Here is a 13698-nt window from a genome sequence, read left to right on the forward strand (position 1 = left end):
CTCCGGCGGGCCGACCGCGTCGGCCGGAAGTCACACCCGAGTACCCCGGCACCACCCGAGATAAGGAAACTGAACTGATGGAGATCACCGGCAACATCGCGACCATCGCTTTCGCCCTGGCTACGCTGGGCCCCGGTCTGGGCATCGGCTGGCTCGTGGCGAAGACTCAGGAGAGCGTCGCTCGCCAGCCTGAGGTGGCCAGCACCCTGCGTGTGAACATGCTGATCGGCGCCGCCTTCGTGGAGCTCCTCGCCCTGATCGGCTTCATCGTCTTCATCCTGGCCTACTTCGTCTGATGAGTTCCGAGGTTCACGCGAGCAGCCAGTATGAGGGCTGGCAGCTCCTCATACCGCCCTTCTACGACGTCCTCTGGTCGGCCGTAGCGCTGGTCATCATCGTCGGGGTGCTCTGGAAGTCCCTGCCGAAGATCCAGGCCACGCTGGACGAGCGCGCCGAGAAGATCGAAGGCGGCCTGCGGGAAGCGGAGCGGGCACGTGAGGAGGCCAAGCTGGCCGACGAGCGCATGCAGCGCGAGCTGGGTGAGGCCCGCCGCGAGTCCGCGCAGACGCGTGAGCGCGCCCAGGAGGAGGCCAAGCAGATTGTCGCCGAGGCCCGGGCGAACGCGCAGGCCGAGGCCGAGCGTGTCCTGGCGGCTGCGGATCGGCAGATCGAGGCCGAGCGTCAGCAGGCGCAGATCTCGCTGCGCGCCGATGTCGGCATGCTTGCCACCGAGCTGGCCTCGCGGATCGTGGGGGAGTCGGTCAAGGATCAGGCGCTGCAGTCCCGCGTCATCGACCGTTTCCTCGACGACCTCGAAGCAGAACAGTCCGGTAGCGGGGCCACCGTGGGTGGCTCGGCCGGCACCACCGGCCAGGAGGCGTGATGCGTGCGGCATCGGCAGCGGCACTGTCCCGGGTGCAGGAGCGGTGGGAACCGGTTCTGCGCCAGGCCGAGAGTGAAGCCCAGGTGCGTACCTGGGGTGAGCAGCTCTTCGGTGTCGCGGACTCCCTCGCCGCCTCGGTGTCGCTCAGCCGGGCGCTGACCGACCCCGCCCGCAACGGCGAGGCGCGTTCCGCGCTGGCGCATGGCCTGCTGACCGGCAAGGTCGATGAGGTCGTCGCCGATGTCGTCTCGGGCTTGGCCCGGGAGAACTGGTCGCGGGCGGAGGACCTGCCCGCGGCCATCGAGCAGATCGGCGTGGACAGCGTGCTTTCCGCTGCCGAGCACGCCGGCCAGCTGGCCGAGGTCGAGGACGAGATCTACCGGCTCGACCGCATCGTGGCCGGCGAGCGAGAGCTGGCCCTGGCTCTGACCGCACGTGGACGCAGTGTGGATGATCGCGTCGAGCTCATGGGCTCGGTGCTGGCGGGTCGCACTCGCCCGGAGACTGAGATCTTGGCCAAGCGCGCCTGCGTGGTGCCCCACGGCCAGGCGCTCGGCTCCGCGTTGCGGGGCTACGCCGACGCTGCTGCCGCCCGGCGCCAGCGCCTCGTGGCGGCCGTGACCTCGGCGACGCCACTCAGCGATGAGCAGATCGCCCGCTTGACCGAAACCCTGCGCCGTAAGCATGGCCGAGAGGTGCAGGTGCATGTCAGCCTGGACCCAGCCGTCGTCGGCGGATTGCGTATCGAAATCGGTGAGCAGGTGGTGGACGCCACGCTGTCCTCCCGGCTCGCCGAGGCCCGCCGCAGGTTGGCCGGCTGACCCTGTGCTTGTTAGTGACCCCCGCGCACCTGGTGCGATGAGAATGACGGACGTGAGGAAGACCAATGGCTGAGCTGACGATCAAGTCCGAGGAGATCCGGGCTGCGCTGGACAGCTTCGTGAACTCCTACGAGCCCACCAAGGCGGCGAGCGAGGAGGTCGGGCATGTCACGCTGGCCGCGGACGGCATCGCCCGCGTCTCCGGCCTGCCGGGCGCGATGGCCAACGAGCTGCTGCGCTTCGCCGATGGCACGCTCGGGCTCGCGATGAACCTTGAGGAGCGCGAGATCGGTGTGGTCGTCCTGGGCGACTTCACCGGTATCGAGGAGGGCCAGGAAGTCCGCCGGACCGGCGAGGTGCTCTCGGTGCCCGTGGGTGAGGGCTACCTCGGCCGCGTGGTGGACCCGCTGGGTCAGCCGCTCGACGGCCTCGGCGAGATCACCGACATCGAGGGCCGGCGTAACCTCGAGGCCCAGGCCCCCGGCGTGATGGACCGGAAGTCCGTGCACGAGCCGCTGCAGACCGGCCTGAAGGCCATCGACTCCATGACCCCCATCGGCCGGGGCCAGCGTCAGCTCATCATCGGTGACCGCAAGACGGGTAAGACGGCCGTCGCGCTGGACACCATCTTGAACCAGAAGGCGAACTGGGAGTCGGGTGACCCGAGCAAGCAGGTGCGCTGCATCTACGTGGCGATCGGCCAGAAGGGCTCGACCATCGCCTCGGTGCGTGGCGCGCTCGAGGAGGCCGGCGCGCTGGAGTACACCACGATCGTGGCGGCTCCTGCCTCCGACCCGGCCGGCTTCAAGTACCTCGCGCCCTACACCGGTTCGGCCATCGGCCAGCACTGGATGTACGGCGGCAAGCACGTGCTGATCGTTTTCGATGACCTGTCCAAGCAGGCCGAGGCCTACCGCGCCGTGTCGCTGCTACTGCGTCGCCCGCCGGGCCGTGAGGCCTACCCGGGCGACGTGTTCTACCTGCACTCCCGTCTGCTCGAGCGCTGCGCGAAGCTGAACGACGCGCTCGGCGGCGGCTCGATGACCGGCCTGCCACTCATTGAGACCAAGGCCAACGACGTCTCGGCCTACATCCCCACCAACGTCATCTCGATCACCGACGGTCAGATCTTCCTGCAGTCCGACCTCTTCAACTCCAACCAGCGCCCGGCCGTGGACGTCGGTATCTCCGTCTCCCGTGTGGGTGGCGCTGCGCAGGTCAAGGCGATGAAGAAGGTCTCCGGAACGCTGAAGATCACCCTGGCGCAGTACCGCGCCATGGCGGCCTTCGCCATGTTCGCCTCCGACCTCGACCCGGCCACCCGTCAGCAGCTGACGCGCGGTGAACGGCTGATGGAGCTGCTCAAGCAGCCCCAGTACGCCCCCTTCCCGGTCGAGGAGCAGGTGGCGTCGATCTACGCCGGTAACAACGGCTACCTCGATGAGATCGACGTCGCCGACGTGCGCCGCTTCGAGACCGAGATGCTCGACCACCTGCGCCGGAACACCTCCGTGCTCGACGAGATCGCTGCCTCGGGCGGCAAGTGGGACGACGACGTCGAGGCTGCGCTGAAGGCCGGGATCGAGGAGTTCCTCAAGGGCTTCCTCGCCGGCTACAGCGGTGCCGGTGCCGGGGACGCCGAGGAGGCCGACGCGGACCGTGAGCAGGAGCAGATCGTCGCTGCGAAGCGGAGCTGACCTATGGCAGGCGACCAGCGGGTCTATCAGCAGAAGATCAAGGCCACCCAGACCCTGAAGAAGACCTTCCGGGCCATGGAACTGATCGCTGCGGCCCGGATCGGCAAGGCGCGGGCAGCGGCCAAGGCTGCTGACCCGTACACCCGGGCACTCGTGCGAGCACTGTCCTCTGTGGCCGCGCACGCCGACCTGAGTCATCCGATGCTCACCGGCCGTGAGGACAACAACCGTGTTGCGGTCCTCGTGGTCACCGCCGATCGCGGCATGGCCGGCGCCTACTCCGCCTCAGTGCTCCGCGCGGCCGAGAAGGTGCTCGGCGAACTGGAGGAGCAGGGCAAGACTGCCGAGCTCTACGTGGCGGGCCGCCGAGGCGACAGCTACTTCCGCTTTCGCGGCCGCGAGGTTGCCCAGACCTGGCTCGGCGGTTCGGACGCCCCCACGGTGGAGCGTGCCGATGACATCGCCGAGACCCTGCTCGAGCGCTTCCACGCCGAGGACGGTGTGGGGGAGTTGCACGTGGTCTACACGCGCTTCGTCTCCATGGTCACTCAGGTGCCGGAGGTGCGCCGGATGCTCCCGCTGGCCATAGTGGCCGCGGAGGAGGCCGACGTCGATTCGGCTGCGGAGGCCGAAGCCTCGCCGCTCTACACCTTCGAGCCGAGTGCGGAGGAGGTGCTGGACACGCTGTTGCCGATGTACGTGCGCCGTCGGATCCACGCACAGCTGCTCATGGCCTCGGCTTCTGAGCTTGCGGCGCGCCAGCAGGCCATGCGCACCGCCACTGACAACGCGGAAGACCTGATCCGTGAGTACACGCGCCTGAAGAACAGCGCGCGTCAGGCCGACATCACTACCGAGATCTCCGAGATCGTCTCCGGGGCCGATGCCCTGGCGGCGAGCTGACCAGCGAAGGACCGATCATGACTGCCACCGCCTCTGAGACCGCCCCGCAGGCCTCTGCGCCCGGGGTGGGCCGCATCGCCCGCGTCACCGGCCCCGTCGTTGACATCGAGTTCCCGCCCGATGCGATCCCGGATATTTACCACGCGCTCACCACCCAGGTGACCCTGGGCGAGGAGAGCTTCACCCTCACCCTTGAGGTCGCCCAGCACCTGGGCGACAACCTGGTGCGCGCCATCGCCCTGAAGCCCTCCGACGGCCTGGTGCGTGGCGCCGAGGTGACCGACACCGGGGCGCCGATCTCGGTCCCGGTCGGTGACATCACCAAGGGCAAGGTCTTCAACGTGATCGGCGAGGCGCTCAACCTCCCCGAGGGCGAGACCCTTGAGGTGACCGAGCGCTGGCCCATCCACCGCAACCCGCCGCCCTTCGACCAGCTGGAGTCCAAGACCCAGATGTTCGAGACGGGCATCAAGGTCATCGACCTGCTCACCCCGTACGTCCAGGGTGGAAAGATCGGTCTGTTCGGCGGCGCCGGCGTGGGCAAGACCGTGCTCATCCAGGAGATGATCCAGCGCGTGGCCCAGGACCACGGTGGTGTCTCCGTCTTCGCCGGTGTGGGTGAGCGCACCCGTGAGGGCAACGACCTCATCGAGGAGATGGAGGAGGCCGGCGTCTTCGACAAGACCGCGCTGGTCTTCGGCCAGATGGACGAGCCGCCGGGCACCCGCCTGCGCGTGGCGCTCTCGGCGCTGACCATGGCGGAGTACTTCCGCGATGTGCAGAACCAGGACGTGCTGCTCTTCATCGACAACATCTTCCGGTTCTCCCAGGCCGGCTCCGAGGTCTCCACGCTGCTGGGCCGTATGCCCTCCGCGGTGGGCTACCAGCCGAACCTCGCCGACGAGATGGGCATCCTCCAGGAGCGGATCACCTCGGTGCGCGGCCACTCGATCACCTCGCTGCAGGCCGTCTACGTGCCCGCCGACGACTACACCGACCCCGCCCCGGCGAACGTGTTCGCGCACCTGGATGCCACCACCGAGCTCTCGCGTGACATCGCCTCGCGTGGTCTGTACCCCGCCGTGGACCCGCTGGCCTCCAGCTCGCGGATCCTCGACCCGCAGTACGTGGGGACCGAGCACTACGACGTGGCCACCCGGGTGAAGTCGATCCTGCAGAAGAACAAGGAACTGCAGGACATCATCGCCATCCTCGGTGTGGACGAGCTCAGCGAGGAAGACAAGATCACGGTGGCCCGTGCCCGCCGGATCGAGCAGTTCCTCTCGCAGAACACCTACATGGCGGAGAAGTTCACCGGCGTGGTGGGTTCCACGGTGCCGCTGAGCGAGACCATCGAAGCCTTCAAGAAGATCGCGGACGGCGAGTTTGACCACATCGCCGAGCAGGCCTTCTACAACATCGGTGGACTCGAAGACCTCGAGCGCGCCTGGGCGAAGCTGCAGCAGTCCTGATCCAGCCAGTCGCCGGCCCCGCACGGGGCCGGCGCATCGTAGAAGGAGGCCGGTCATGGCCGACTCGTTGACGGTCGACGTCGTGATCCCCACCGCCCAGCTGTTCAGCGGCCCGGCGGAGTCCGTGGTGGCCCCGGCGATCGACGGCTCCATCGGCATCCTCGCGCGCCACGAGCCCACCCTGACGCTCCTGAGCCCGGGCGAGGTCAAGATCACCACGGCCGCCGGGCAGGTGACGCGCTTCTTCGTCGAGGAAGGCTTCATGTCGGTGGACGAGGATGTGGTCACTGTGGTGGTTGAGCGCGCCAAGCCTGCCGACAACTGATCCATGCGGGTTGTCGTCGCGCGCTGCGCGGTGGACTATTCGGGTCGGCTGGACGCCCATCTGCCCTTGGCCAAGCGCTTGCTCATGGTTAAGGCCGACGGCTCCGTGCTGGTCCATTCCGATGGCGGTTCCTACAAGCCGCTGAACTGGATGAGCCCGCCGTGTTCGCTCACCGTCGATGAGCCAGAGGGCGCCGATGCCGAGGCCGGCGTGGTCGAACTCTGGACGGTGCGCAGCGCCAAGACCGACGACAAGCTCGTGGTGCGCATTCACGAGGTGCTCGCCGACCACAGCGCCGAGCTCGGCGTCGATCCGGGACTGGTCAAGGACGGCGTCGAAGCTCACCTGCAGAAGCTCCTGGCCGAGCAGATCGAGATCCTCGGCCCCGGCCACACCCTGGTGCGCCGCGAGTACCCAACCGCCATCGGCCCGGTGGACATCATGGCCCGCGGCCCCGAGGGCAACTCCGTGGCGGTCGAGATCAAGCGACGCGGCGAGATCGACGGGGTGGAGCAGCTGACCCGCTACCTGGAGCTGTTGGGGCGTGACCCGCTTCTCGCACCGGTGCGGGGGGTCTTCGCCGCCCAGGAGATCAAGCCGCAGGCCCGGGTACTCGCTGAGGATCGCGGTATCCGGTGCGTGGTGCTCGACTACGACGCCATGCGCGGCCTCGACGACGTGGACTCCCGGCTGTTCTGAGCGGCCCGGCACATCGCCCAGCCGGGGCGCGGTACGGGTGGTCCGGCAGTTGAGCACGCTCGCCGCCTGTCCGCCACTGCCTATTCACCCCTGCGTCACGTCGCCGTCATTGCCACCGATCACACTGAGCACTTCGCCGTGAGGAGTGCGCCTGGAGCGCGCCGTGGGCCGCTGAGCCGGCAGAAGGAGCGTAGTGATGACATCCCGACGGCGCGTGGGCCGGTGCGGCCGGACCGCGCTGAAGCTGCTCCTACCGCTGGCCTTCGCTCTCGGCTCCGCAGCGTTCACCTATGCCACGAATCCGTTCACGCGCCACAGCGTGGTGAAGAAGACCTTCCGGGCCGAGTTCACCGAGCGCGGCCTCGTGGTCAGCGATCGCACCGCGGGACTGCAGCTGCGTCAGAGCCTTCCGTATCGGGCATTGGCCGTCTACGCGACCGGGCTCAATATCCTCGCGACGCGTTACGTGGCCTCGCCACGGTCGACCGCCCGGGACATCGAGGGCATCGTGGCCGACATTCACGCCTTGCGCTTCGACCCACAGGGTCTGTTGCTGATCTCCGGCGACCACTTCAGTGCCCTGTTTGTGCGCAACCTCGGCGTCTTCTACTACCCCATGCTCGACCGGTCCCTTCCCGGTGCCGGCCCTGACCTCGCGCAGGACTGGCGTGATCGCCAGCTGGTCTACCTGCAGACCCTCGGGCACGCGCTCGGCTGGGCCGCTCAGGCCAGGGAACTGCACACCACGGTGGTCACGACCGGCCGGCGCACCGTGACGGGCGTGAACTTCTACCACCGGCCCTCGGACACCCTGTACGGCATGTTGTATGCGCTCGCTGCCTTGCTCGGGCAGGAGCCCGCCCGACCGGCGCACTATGCCGAGGACGTGCATGCGCTGGAGACCGTCGAGGCCGCCCAGCATCTGCTCAGGCGGTATGGGCCGGCGCTGCGCCGGCACTACGCGGATTATCTCTCCGGTGTCCTGGATCATGAAGGTCTGTTGGTGCGGCGAGACATCCGCCTCTCCGGTGCCAAGGACATCACCGAGCGTCGCAGCGCCTTCTTCGACAACGTCATCTGCTGGAAGACCCAGCAGCTCGGCATGAGCCTCGGACTGGTACCCGAGGACCAGGCGGCGCTGAGCGGCATGAAACGGGCGATCCTGAGCACCTTCTGGGAGGACCGGTCCGGCCACTTCCTCGAAGACCTCTCCACCGAAGCTGACGAGGGCTCCTACTACTCCTCGGACTGGCTCATCGTGCTCGCCACCGGCTTCCTCAACCCCGAGGATGCGGCGGAGCGCCCCTACTACGAACGATGCGTGGAGTACATCCGAAGCATCGGCGTGGCCGAGCCATTACCCCTGCGCTATCACGCCGACCGGCGCGCGCACCGCCAGGTGCCCGTGGTGCGCCTCGCCGTCGCCTCCTACGGCGGAGACGCGGTCTGGAGCTTCTGGGGCATGGAGTACATCAAGACCCTGATCCTGCTGCACCGCAGCACGGGGGAGGCGCACTACCTTGATGAGGCCGGGCGCCACCTGGCCGCCTATGAGGACGCGATGCTCGCCCATGGTGGCTTTCCCGAGGTGCTGGACTCTCGCGTGGAACTACTCACCACGCCCTTGTACCGCTCGATCCGCCAGACCGGCTGGGTCATCGGCTTCGAGCAGGCTCGCGAGATGTACCGGGCGGAGGTGGCGCGACCAGGGCAGGTGAAGATCCCAGCTCTGGCGCAGGCACAATAGCCGCATGACTCGCGGCTTCCACTCCGACAACGCCTCCGGCATTCACCCCCGCATCCTGGAGGCCATCGCCCGGGCCAACACCGGCCACGCCCCGGCCTACGGCTCCGACCGATGGACCGCCGAACTCGACGAGCGTGTGCGAGAGCTGTTCGGAGAGCACGCGGAGGTCTTCCCGGTCTTCAACGGCACCGGCGCGAACGTGCTGGCCGCGCAGGCGATGCTCGAACCCTGGGAAGCACTGATCGCCGGCGGCGAGTCCCACATGCTCAACGACGAATCCACGGCACCCCAGCGCGTGGGTGGTACACGGATGCTCGCGATCGATCACGTGGATGCCAAGGTCAGCCCGGCGGGCATGGCCGCGGTCTTCGACGAGTACGACGGCACGGTCCACCGCCCCAAGCCGGCCGCGCTCACCATCGCCCAGGCCACGGAGATGGGTACGGTCTACAGCCCCGACGAGCTCGCGGCACTGCGCGCCGAGGCGGACCGGCGAGGCGCGCGGCTGCACATCGACGGCGCCCGCCTGGCGAATGCCGCCGTCTCGCTGGGGGTCTCGCTGACCGAGGCGGCCGCCGGGGCGGACTGTCTCTCCTTCGGCGGCACCAAGAACGGACTGCTCGGCGCCGAGGCGCTGATCACCGTCGATCCGCGCCTGGGTGAGCGAGCCCGATGGTTGCGCAAGTCCTCCACGCAGCTCGCCTCGAAGATGCGATTCCTCTCCGCCCAGTTGCTTGCACTCCTTGAGGGGGATCTCTGGCACGAGAACGCCACCCGCGCGAATGCTGCGGCCACCCTGCTCGCCGAGCGTCTCGCCGACCTGGGGATCACTCCGGCCCACCCGGTACAGGCCAACGCCGTCTTCATCCCCGTACCAGCGGAGAAGCTACCGGCCATCGCTGCCGAGCTGCCGGTGCACCCGTGGACCGCCACCGTGGTGCGGGCTGTTGCCTCCTTCGACACCGAGGACGAGGACGTGGAGGCACTCGTGCGCGGCTTGGCGCAGCACCTCCGCTGAGGCGCGCGGGCGGGCCTGGCGTGCCGTCCGCCGATCTGCCCGTGTGGGCCCATCAGGCCAGCACACTGTGACTCCTGTGACGGGTGGTGACAGATGTGACTGGTGTGAGACCGGGATCTGCGACAAGCCGACTCCGATGCAGCAATCGCGGACTTTGGTGCGTAATGTCGGGCCATGCGGCACCAGGAACCGGTGCCCGAACGACCGATGAGAGGGATTTCATGTCCGTCAACCGCACCGAGCTCGTCGCCGCCATTGCTGAGCGCACCGAGCTGACCAAGACCGACTCCGAAGCCGCGCTGTCGGCTCTGCAGGAGGTCCTCATTGACTCCCTCAGCAAGGGAGAGCCCGTGAAGATCACCGGCCTGCTCAGCGTGGAGCGCGTGGAGCGCGCCGCTCGCACCGGCCGCAACCCGCGCACCGGCGAAGAGATCCAGATTCCCGCCGGCTACGGCGTGAAGATCTCTGCCGGCTCGGCGCTGAAGAAGGCCGTTCAGGGCTGATCTCGCCACCACCGCGGCGGCCATCGCCGGCCGCGGGCAGCGAAGCGGGCAGGACCATCGGGTCCTGCCCGCTTCGCTTGTCCTGGACAGTTGCGCGCGGCTCGTGCCGCGCCGTGTTAGCTAGCGTGTAGGTCGCACCTGTGAGATCGAAGGGAAGTGTCGTGGAGGTCGTCATTCAACCAGGGAGCGCCGAGATGGCCTCCCTCGTCGCCGACGAGATCGAACGGCTGCTCGCCGCGAAGCCGGACGCCGTGCTCGGGCTGGCCACCGGCTCGAGCCCGCTGGCGGTCTACGAAGAGCTCATCCGGCGTCACCGGGCGGGCCGGATCTCCTTCGCGCGTGCGCGCGGCTTCCTGCTCGACGAGTACGTGGGTCTGCCGGCCGAGCACCCCGAGGGGTACCGCAATGTCATCGAGCGCGAGTTCGCCGCGCACGTGGACTTCGCTGACGGTGCCGTGCAGGCACCGCCGGGGGCGGTCTCCAGCGCCGAGCTGCCCGATGCCTGTGCCGCCTACGAGCGCGCCATCGCCGAGGCAGGGGGCGTGGACCTCCAGCTGCTCGGCATCGGCTCCGACGGGCACATCGCCTTCAACGAGCCCGGCTCCTCGCTCGCCTCGCGCACCCGGATCAAGACCCTGACCGAGCAGACCCGCCAGGACAACGCCCGCTTCTTCGGCGGCGACATCGACTCCGTGCCCCGACACTGCGTCACCCAGGGCCTGGGCACCATCATGGACGCCCGGCACCTGGTACTGCTGGCTACCGGCTCGGGCAAGGCCGAGGCCATCCACCAGCTCGTCGAGGGCGCCGTTTCGGCCATGTGGCCGGCCACGATCATGCAGCACCACCCGCATGCCACCGTGCTGCTCGACGAGGCCGCCGGTTCGCGGCTGCAGCTCGGCGGCTACTACCGCCAGGTGCTCGCCGACAAGCCGGACTGGCAGGGGCTGTGAAGCGGCCCTTCGTGAAGCGGCCCTTCGTGGAGCTGATCACCGCCAAGGGGTCTGCTTGAGCCGCTATCCGCGACGTACACTCGGGGCATGAGCTCTTCGGATCCGCAGGCGCCCCAGGCGCCCTCGAGCCCGGCCGGTTCGACCGATGTGCTGGAACGCGAGGAGACTCGCGAGCAGCAGTCCCCGGGAGACGACGAGCGCTACGCCCACTACGTGCGCAAGGACAAGATCGCCTCGGCAGCCGTCTCCGGTCAGGCCGTGGTCGCCCTGTGCGGCAAGGTCTGGACGCCCGGGCGCGACCCGAAGAAGTACCCCGTCTGCCCCACCTGCAAGGCCATCTATGAAGAGATGACCGGCGGCGGTGACGGCGAGGGAGCCGGCAAGGGGAAGGGCCGCGGCTGGCCCTTCGGTCGGCGCGGCAGCGACTCGTAAGTGTCTGCCGAGCGTTTCCCCGGCCCTCCCGCGCCTGCACACGTCCCGGCCGGTGTCTCCACCGCTGCCGCGGAGCAGCTCCCGCCGGCCTTCCCGGCACGCGCCGCCTGGGGCACGGCCTCTCGCCTGCGCGCCTGGCAGGCCGAGGCGCTGCGCCAGTATCAGGAGCAGGCCCCGCGGGACTTCCTCGCCGTCGCCACTCCCGGCGCCGGAAAGACCACCTTCGCGCTGCGGGTAGCCACCGAGCTGCTCGCGGCCGGGGTGGTGCGCCGGGTGACGGTGGTCTGCCCCACCGAGCACCTCAAGACCCAGTGGGCCACCGCGGCTGCCCGGGTGGGCGTGCAGCTCGACCCGCACTTCCGGAACGCCCAGGGCCGGCACAGCGCCTCCTTCGACGGCGTCGCCGTGACCTACGCCCAGGTGGCGGCCAACCCCGCGCTGCACGAAGCCCGCACCAAGGCCGAGCCCACCCTGGTGATCCTCGATGAGATCCACCACGGCGGCGATGCGCTGAGCTGGGGTGACGCCATCCGGGTGGCCTTCGAGCCCGCGCGCCGCCGGCTCTCCCTGACCGGAACGCCCTTCCGATCCGACACCGCAGCGATTCCCTTCGTGGACTACGTGCGCGACGGCGACGGCGTGCGTCGCTCCCAAGCGGACTACACCTACGGCTACGGCGAGGCCCTGCGCGACGGCGTGGTCCGCCCGGTGATCTTCCTGAGCTATTCCGGGCAGATGCGCTGGCGGACCAAGTCCGGGGACGAGATCTCCGCCGCGCTGGCCGAGCCGATGACCAAGGACATGGCCGCCCAGGCCTGGCGCACGGCGCTCAACCCCGAGGGCCGCTGGATCCCCGCCGTGCTCGCCGCCGCCGATCAGCGCCTCACCGAGATTCGCCGCAGCGTGGAGGACGCCGGCGGCCTGGTGATCGCCACCGATCAGAACGCGGCACGGGCCTACGCGCGCATCCTCGAAGTCATCACCGGCCAGCCCGCCACCCTCGTGCTCTCCGATGACGACGGCGCCTCCGGGCGCATCGAGGAGTTCGCCGAGGACGGCTCGAAGCGCTGGCTGGTGGCGGTGCGCATGGTCTCCGAAGGTGTCGACGTCCCACGGTTGAGCGTCGGTGTCTACGCCACTGCCGCCGCCACGCCGCTGTTCTTCGCCCAGGCCATCGGCCGCTTCGTGCGGGCCCGGCGCCGCGGCGAGACCGCCTCGATCTTCCTGCCGTCGGTGCCGCACCTGATGGGCCTGGCCGGGGAACTCGAAGCCGAACGCGACCACTCGCTGGACCGGGTGCTCACCGCCGAGGAGAAGGGCACCGAGGTCGACTTCTCACCCGAGGACGCCTTGATGGCCCAGGCGAACCGCAGCGAGCAGGCCTCCGATGCGCTGCTCCCGGGCTTCGAGGCGCTGGACTCCCAGGCCTCCTTCGACCGCGTGCTCTTCGACGGCGGCGAGTTCGGCACCGAGGCCGAGGTCGGCTCGGTGGAAGAACAGGAATACCTCGGCATTCCCGGCCTGCTCGAGCCCGAACAGGTTCGCGATCTGCTGCGCGCGCGCCAGGCCGAGCAGGTCAAGACTCAGCGCCGCGAAGCCTCAGCCTCGAAGACTCGCCGGGAGAACTCCGGAGTGGACGACTTCAAGCGCCGGCAGGCCGCCCGCAAGGAGCTCAACGGCCTGGTGTCGGCCTGGTCGCGCCGGTCGGGCAAGCCGCACGGCGTGGTGCACACCGAGCTGCGCCAACGCTGTGGTGGGCCCGAGGTCGCGATGGCCACCACCGAGGACGTGGAGGCGCGCATCGCCCAGATCCGGAAGTGGTTCGTCGGGCGCCATTGAGGGGGTCGGAGAACGTGACGAATCTGGAACTTTTCAGTTCCTCGTTCGTTCAAGATGCGCGATGCCGGTATGGGGGGCACGATCGAGTCATGAACACATGGTTGATTCTCATCATTCTCGGTGCCGTCATGCTCATCGCTGGTGTTGCTGTTGAGGCGGCACGTTTTCTCATCTGGGTTGGCGTGGCTGTCCTCGTCATCTCGCTCATCCTGAGCTTGGTCACGCGCGGTCGCTCTGGCGGCGGCGTCTAGTCACGATTCGGTGCTAGTGGCCCGCACGGGGCACTAGCAGCGTGCACACGGTGCACGACGAAGGGCGCGCTCCGGCGCGCCCTTCGTCGTGCCCGGCCGTAGCTCGCGGCACCGCTCGGCCGCGCGCGGTCGCCCGCACACCAGGGACGCCCGCA

The 13698-nt window shown here is 68.8% G+C and carries 15 protein-coding genes; all 15 read left to right on the plus strand.

Features of this window, described 5'->3' with window-relative positions:
* Positions 1–77 precede the first annotated feature (77 nt).
* The 15 genes from atpE to EDD31_RS14790 all read left to right on the plus strand — a co-directional run bounded on the left by atpE (position 78) and on the right by EDD31_RS14790 (position 13543).
* Positions 78–296, plus strand: a complete 219-nt coding sequence (gene atpE / locus EDD31_RS10855) for an ATP synthase F0 subunit C (protein ID WP_211336109.1) — start codon at positions 78–80, stop codon at positions 294–296.
* Positions 296–883 (plus strand): F0F1 ATP synthase subunit B, encoded by a 588-nt coding sequence (locus EDD31_RS10860; protein WP_123304169.1) that lies wholly within the window; start codon positions 296–298, stop codon positions 881–883. Before atpE ends, EDD31_RS10860 begins: the two co-directional genes overlap by 1 nt.
* A complete protein-coding gene (locus EDD31_RS10865; RefSeq protein WP_123304170.1) occupies positions 883–1704 on the plus strand; it encodes a F0F1 ATP synthase subunit delta in 822 nt (273 codons plus the stop codon). The genes EDD31_RS10860 and EDD31_RS10865 overlap by 1 nt, the downstream gene beginning before the upstream one ends.
* A gap of 65 nt (positions 1705–1769) precedes the next feature.
* The gene (atpA, locus tag EDD31_RS10870; RefSeq protein WP_123304171.1) at positions 1770–3401 is read left to right on the plus strand and encodes a F0F1 ATP synthase subunit alpha; all 1632 of its coding nucleotides are present in this window, start codon (positions 1770–1772) and stop codon (positions 3399–3401) included.
* 3 nt (positions 3402–3404) lie between these two features.
* The gene (locus EDD31_RS10875; protein ID WP_123304172.1) at positions 3405–4304 is read left to right on the plus strand and encodes a F0F1 ATP synthase subunit gamma; all 900 of its coding nucleotides are present in this window, start codon (positions 3405–3407) and stop codon (positions 4302–4304) included.
* 17 nt (positions 4305–4321) lie between these two features.
* Complete coding sequence (gene atpD / locus EDD31_RS10880; protein WP_123304173.1) at positions 4322–5776, plus strand: F0F1 ATP synthase subunit beta; 1455 nt, start codon at positions 4322–4324, stop codon at positions 5774–5776.
* Between the two features lie 55 nt (positions 5777–5831).
* Positions 5832–6101, plus strand: a complete 270-nt coding sequence (locus EDD31_RS10885; protein WP_123304174.1) for a F0F1 ATP synthase subunit epsilon — start codon at positions 5832–5834, stop codon at positions 6099–6101.
* A 3-nt stretch (positions 6102–6104) separates the two neighbouring features.
* Positions 6105–6800 carry an endonuclease NucS gene (gene nucS / locus EDD31_RS10890; protein WP_123304175.1) on the plus strand — a complete coding sequence of 232 codons (696 nt, stop codon included), beginning with the start codon at positions 6105–6107 and terminating at the stop codon, positions 6798–6800.
* A gap of 196 nt (positions 6801–6996) precedes the next feature.
* A complete protein-coding gene (locus tag EDD31_RS10895; protein WP_148058934.1) occupies positions 6997–8547 on the plus strand; it encodes a hypothetical protein in 1551 nt (516 codons plus the stop codon).
* A 4-nt stretch (positions 8548–8551) separates the two neighbouring features.
* Positions 8552–9565 (plus strand): threonine aldolase family protein, encoded by a 1014-nt coding sequence (locus EDD31_RS10900; RefSeq protein ID WP_123304177.1) that lies wholly within the window; start codon positions 8552–8554, stop codon positions 9563–9565.
* 221 nt (positions 9566–9786) lie between these two features.
* The gene (locus EDD31_RS10905) at positions 9787–10068 is read left to right on the plus strand and encodes an HU family DNA-binding protein (RefSeq protein ID WP_123304178.1); all 282 of its coding nucleotides are present in this window, start codon (positions 9787–9789) and stop codon (positions 10066–10068) included.
* 161 nt (positions 10069–10229) lie between these two features.
* Complete coding sequence (gene nagB / locus EDD31_RS10910; protein WP_123304179.1) at positions 10230–11021, plus strand: glucosamine-6-phosphate deaminase; 792 nt, start codon at positions 10230–10232, stop codon at positions 11019–11021.
* Positions 11022–11108: 87 nt separating this feature from the next.
* Positions 11109–11453 carry a DUF3039 domain-containing protein gene (locus tag EDD31_RS10915; protein ID WP_123304180.1) on the plus strand — a complete coding sequence of 115 codons (345 nt, stop codon included), beginning with the start codon at positions 11109–11111 and terminating at the stop codon, positions 11451–11453.
* A complete protein-coding gene (locus tag EDD31_RS10920; RefSeq protein WP_123304181.1) occupies positions 11454–13292 on the plus strand; it encodes a DEAD/DEAH box helicase in 1839 nt (612 codons plus the stop codon). It abuts the gene before it with no gap.
* 89 nt (positions 13293–13381) lie between these two features.
* Positions 13382–13543, plus strand: coding sequence for a hypothetical protein (locus EDD31_RS14790; RefSeq protein ID WP_170163278.1), 162 nt, complete (start codon positions 13382–13384; stop codon positions 13541–13543).
* Positions 13544–13698: the final 155 nt, after the last annotated feature.

It is taken from the genome of Bogoriella caseilytica, from assembly GCF_003752405.1.
Taxonomy (GTDB): Bacteria; Actinomycetota; Actinomycetes; order Actinomycetales; family Actinomycetaceae; genus Allobogoriella; species Allobogoriella caseilytica.

Coding starts and splice junctions, on each gene's coding strand:
- EDD31_RS10900 (WP_123304177.1), top strand. CDS start 8,552: ATGACTCGCGGCTTCCACTCCGACAACGCCTCCGGCATTCACCCCCGC.
- atpA (WP_123304171.1), top strand. CDS start 1,770: ATGGCTGAGCTGACGATCAAGTCCGAGGAGATCCGGGCTGCGCTGGAC.
- nucS (WP_123304175.1), top strand. CDS start 6,105: ATGCGGGTTGTCGTCGCGCGCTGCGCGGTGGACTATTCGGGTCGGCTG.
- EDD31_RS10875 (WP_123304172.1), top strand. CDS start 3,405: ATGGCAGGCGACCAGCGGGTCTATCAGCAGAAGATCAAGGCCACCCAG.
- EDD31_RS14790 (WP_170163278.1), top strand. CDS start 13,382: ATGAACACATGGTTGATTCTCATCATTCTCGGTGCCGTCATGCTCATC.
- EDD31_RS10860 (WP_123304169.1), top strand. CDS start 296: ATGAGTTCCGAGGTTCACGCGAGCAGCCAGTATGAGGGCTGGCAGCTC.
- EDD31_RS10905 (WP_123304178.1), top strand. CDS start 9,787: ATGTCCGTCAACCGCACCGAGCTCGTCGCCGCCATTGCTGAGCGCACC.
- atpE (WP_211336109.1), top strand. CDS start 78: ATGGAGATCACCGGCAACATCGCGACCATCGCTTTCGCCCTGGCTACG.
- EDD31_RS10895 (WP_148058934.1), top strand. CDS start 6,997: ATGACATCCCGACGGCGCGTGGGCCGGTGCGGCCGGACCGCGCTGAAG.
- atpD (WP_123304173.1), top strand. CDS start 4,322: ATGACTGCCACCGCCTCTGAGACCGCCCCGCAGGCCTCTGCGCCCGGG.
- EDD31_RS10915 (WP_123304180.1), top strand. CDS start 11,109: ATGAGCTCTTCGGATCCGCAGGCGCCCCAGGCGCCCTCGAGCCCGGCC.
- EDD31_RS10885 (WP_123304174.1), top strand. CDS start 5,832: ATGGCCGACTCGTTGACGGTCGACGTCGTGATCCCCACCGCCCAGCTG.
- EDD31_RS10865 (WP_123304170.1), top strand. CDS start 883: ATGCGTGCGGCATCGGCAGCGGCACTGTCCCGGGTGCAGGAGCGGTGG.